Below are 4464 nucleotides of genomic sequence, written 5' to 3'. Positions count from 1 at the left end.
CCCAACCTCGAATCCGCTCCGCGTTGGTGTCGGCGGCCCGGTCGGCTCCGGCAAGACGGCACTGCTTGATGCCCTCTGCAAACGACTGCGCGATCGCTATCAGATCGCTGTCGTCACCAACGACATCTACACCCGCGAGGACGCCGAATTCCTTATCCGCAGTCAGGCGCTGCCGGCTGAGCGCATCATCGGCGTCGAGACCGGCGGCTGCCCGCACACGGCGATCCGTGAAGACGCCTCGATGAACCTGACCGCGGTCGCCGATCTACAGCAGCAGTTCCCTGAGCTCGACCTGATCTTCATCGAGAGCGGCGGCGACAATCTCGCCGCCACCTTCAGCCCTGAGCTCGCCGATCTGATGCTCTATGTCATCGACGTGTCCGAGGGTGAGAAGATCCCGCGCAAGGGGGGGCCTGGCATCACCCGCTCTGATCTCCTGATCATCAACAAGATCGATCTCGCCCCGCATGTCGGCGCCTCGCTTGAGGTCATGGAACGCGATACCCGCCGCATGCGCGGCGAGCGGCCTTTCGTGATGACCAATCTGCGCATGGGTGAAGGTCTGGATCGGATCGTCGAGTTCGTGATCCGCCAGGGGATGCTCGATGATCCGGCTAAGTGAGCATCCGATTGAACCGGCTAAGCGAGCATCCGATTGAACCGGCTGAGCAAGCATCCGAATGAGCTGGTTGAGCCAGCTTCCGAATCAGGCGGCTTGCCGCCCGATGACCATCATTTTCCCGAGAGCGATTGGTATTCACTGTGACATTGAACGAAAAGATTACGAGCGTCGTCGACTTCTCCAAAGGCAATGGACTGATCACGGCCATTGCGCAGGATGCCGAGACCGGCGAGATCCTGATGGTCGCCAATATGAACGAGCAGTCCCTGGCTAAGACCATCGAGCTTGGTGAGGCCGTGTACTGGAGCCGCTCGCGGCAGAAGCTTTGGCACAAAGGCGAGGAGAGTGGCAACACTCAGAAGGTCCGCGACCTCTATCTCGATTGCGACGGCGACGCGCTGCTCCTGAAGGTCGAGCAGATCGGTGGCGCCGCTTGCCATACCGGTAAGCGCAGTTGCTTCTTCCGCAAGCTCGATCGCGACAGCGTCACCGACGTCGGTGTCCAGGTCTTCGATCCGAAGGAGGTCTACAAGCAGTGACCCGCGATGACGACCGCTTGCGCCTCGGGATTCCAAAAGGCAGCCTGCAAGAGACGACCAAGAAGCTCTTCGCCTTGGCCGGATACAATCTGCAGATCTCGGGGCGCTCCTATTATCCGACGATCGATGATCCGGATATTCAGTGCATCCTGATCCGGCCGCAGGAGATGGCTCGCTATGTCGAGCAGGGCATCCTCGACTGTGCGATCACCGGGCTCGATTGGCTGTTGGAGACCGGCGCCGATGTCGCTCAGTTGGCGGACCTGAAGGCACCTTGGCCCAACTATGGCGTCGTGCGCTGGGTGATGGCCTCCAAAGAAGGCTCACCGTTCAACGAGGTCAAGGACCTGGCCGGCAAGCGCATCGCCACCGAGGCGGTCGGGATGACCCGTCGGTTCCTCGCCGAGCACGGCGTTGAGGCCAAGGTGGAGTTCTCCTGGGGCGCGACCGAGGTGAAGCCGCCGACATTGGCCGATGCGATTGTCGATGTCTCCGAGACCGGCTCGAGCCTGCGCGCCAACAGCTTGAAGATCATGCATGTGGTGCTCGAGAGCACGCCGCGCTTCATCGCCAATCATGCCGCCTTCGCCAACGGTTGGAAGAAGGCCAAGATCAGCCGGCTTGAGATGCTGCTGATGGGCGCCATTCGCGCCGCGACCCGAGTCACCCTAGCGATGAACGTCCCCTGCAGTGGTATCGATGATGTCTTGGCGCTGCTGCCGGCGTTGAGCACACCGACGGTCTCGACCCTGGCGGACCAGGACTGGGTGGCGATCAGCGCGGTCGTGGAGGAGAAGTTGGTGCGTGATCTGATCCCACAGCTCCACGATGTCGGCGCGCGCGGCATCATCGAGATGCCGATCAACAAGATTATCGATTGATGCTTGCCTGCGCATCCGGCAGCTGTCGCTTCACCTCTTTCGACGCAATCAACACATACATCGCGGGCACCACGAACAACGTGAATAGCGTGCCGATACCGAGCCCAGTGGTGATCACCAGGCCGATGTCGAAGCGGCTCACCGCGCCCGGGCCGGTCGCCAGCAGCAGCGGGATCATGGCGACCAGCATCGCCACCGTGGTCATCAGGATGGGGCGCAGCCGGATCATCGATGCCTTGAGCACGGCGGCGCGCTTGTCGAGCCCTTCTTCCTCACGCACCTGATTGGCGAACTCGACGATCAAGATGCCGTTCTTCGCGATCAGCCCAATCAAGGTGATCAGCCCGACTTGGGTGTAGATATTGATGCTGGCGAAGCCCAGGAACAGGAAGGCGAGGGCGCCCGCAATGGTCAGCGGCACCGACATCAGGATCACGAAGGGGTCGCGCCAGCTCTCGAACTGCGCCGCGAGCACCAGATAGATGACCAGGATCGATAGGAAGAAGGTGGTCTCCAGCGCTGCACCTTCGCTCTTGAACTGACGCGACTCGCCTTTGTAATCCCAGCGCACATTGCGCGGGAAGACCTCAGCGGCGGTCTCCTCCAGGTAGCTGAGTGCATCGCCGAGCGCGATGCCGGGCACCATCATCCCGGAGATGGTAACCGCATTCAGCTGCTGGAATTGGGTCCGCTTAGAGGGCTCGACGGTCTCGCTGATGCTGACCAGGGTCGACAAGGGCACCAGCTCGCCGCCGCCGGTGCGGATGTAATAGTCCTCGATCTCGGCGATATCGTTGCGGTCGCTGCGCTCGACCTGCGGGATGACCTTATAGCTGCGGCCTTCGAGGCTGAACCAGTTGACGTAGTCTTCGTTCAACATCACCGCCAGCGACTGTCCCAGCTGCTCCATGTCGATGCCAAGATCGCCCGCGAGGTCGCGGTCGACATCGATGACCGTGCGCGGGCGCTCGTACTTGACGTCCTTGTCCAGGAAGATGAACTTGCCAGAGCCCATGCCGCGGCCGATCAGCTCGGAGCTGAGGCCATCGAGCTCCTGATAGTCGGCATCGGAGAGGATGACGAACTCGACTGGGATGCCCTGGCCCGGCGACGGCAGGCTCGGGCGCGGGAAGACCAGGGTCTGGAACCCGGTCACACTGGCGAGGGCCCCCTGCAGCTCTGGCTGGATCGCCATCTGCGAGCGCTCGCGCTCCGAGGGCTGCTGCAGCTTGAAGCCGCCGAAGGTGGTCGTCGGACTGCCGCCGAAGCCGGCGAGGATGAAGCTCTCCTTGTACTCGGGGAACTGCTCGAAGATCGCCTGCATCTCCTTGACGTATCCGATGTCATACTCGATCGTCGCCGTCTGCGGCGCGTTGGCCATCACAAACAGGATGCTCTGATCCTCGGTGGGTGCCAGCTCCTTTTCGGTCATGCTGTACATCGCATAGATACTCACGATGACGACCACGGCGACGATGACGGTCACGCCCGGGAAGCGCAGCCAGCCGTGCAAGGCCTGGCCAGAGACCCGCGCCAGCCATTGGAAGAACTGCTCGACGGCGTGCTCGAAGCGCCCCTCGTCCTTGCTCGAGTGCAGCACCCGCGCTGAGATCATCGGTGACAGCGTCAGCGCGACGATGCCCGAGATCAACACCGCGCCGGCCAGCGTGAAGGCGAACTCGACGAACAGTGAGCCGACCAGCCCGCCCATGAACCCGATCGGCGCATAGACGGCGACCAGGGTGGTGGTCATGGCGATGATCGGCAGTGCCAGCTCGCGCGCCGCATCGACCGCGGCGGTGATCCCATCCTTGCCCATCTCCAGATGCCGATGCACGTTCTCGACCACGACGATGGCATCATCGACCACGATGCCGATCGCCAGCACCATCGCCAACAGCGTCAGGAGGTTGATCGAGAAGCCCATCAGCAGCATCAGGAAGGCGGCGCCGACGATCGACAGGGGCACTGCCACCGAGGGCACGATTGCGGCGCGGATCGAGCCGAGTGAGAGGAAGATCACGAAGAGCACGATCAGCACCGCTTCGGCCAGGGTCTTGAAGACCTCATCGATCGACTCTTCGATGAACTCGCTAGCATCGTAGGGGATGTGCGCCTCGAGCCCCTCCGGGAACTGAGCGCGCAGCTCGGGCAGGAGGTTGTGCACGCGCTCGGCGACCTGGAGCGGATTCGCGCCTGGGGTCTGCTCGACACCGATGAAGATCGCTGGGATGCCCTTGTAGAGCGTTGCCGAGTCGTAGTCTTCAGCACCCAGCTCAACCTGGGCGATATCCTCGAGTCGCACCAGGGTACCGGCGCTCTCGCGCACCACCAGCTTGCGAAAGGCCTCGACATCGCCGACATCGGTCGTGATCGAGAGGTCTTCCTGGACGTCCTCGGCCTTGATCTGGCCGATACCCGC

Annotated in this window: 4 protein-coding genes; 3 read left to right on the top strand and 1 reads right to left on the bottom strand. The window is 62.4% G+C overall.

Annotated features, from left to right (window positions below):
* From ureG to hisG, 3 genes are all read left to right on the top strand, one after another.
* On the top strand, window positions 1-622 hold a 622-nt coding region (ureG, locus tag ACY693_RS15605), incomplete at its 5' end, for an urease accessory protein UreG (protein WP_462322735.1).
* A 146-nt stretch (window positions 623-768) separates the two neighbouring features.
* Window positions 769-1161, top strand: coding sequence for a phosphoribosyl-AMP cyclohydrolase (gene hisI / locus ACY693_RS15600; RefSeq protein WP_462322736.1), 393 nt, complete (start codon window positions 769-771; stop codon window positions 1159-1161).
* Window positions 1158-2042 carry an ATP phosphoribosyltransferase gene (hisG, locus tag ACY693_RS15595; protein WP_462322734.1) on the top strand — a complete coding sequence of 295 codons (885 nt, stop codon included), beginning with the start codon at window positions 1158-1160 and terminating at the stop codon, window positions 2040-2042. The genes hisI and hisG overlap by 4 nt, the downstream gene beginning before the upstream one ends.
* On the opposite strand, the gene ACY693_RS15590 is transcribed toward hisG, so the two are convergent.
* The coding region (locus tag ACY693_RS15590; RefSeq protein ID WP_462322733.1) for an efflux RND transporter permease subunit at window positions 2032-4464 on the bottom strand (2433 nt) is incomplete at its 5' end. The genes hisG and ACY693_RS15590 overlap by 11 nt on opposite strands.

This window comes from Halochromatium sp. (assembly GCF_054919635.1).
Note: the sequence above shows the minus strand (reverse complement) of the source record. Positions and strands in the feature narration are given on the sequence as shown.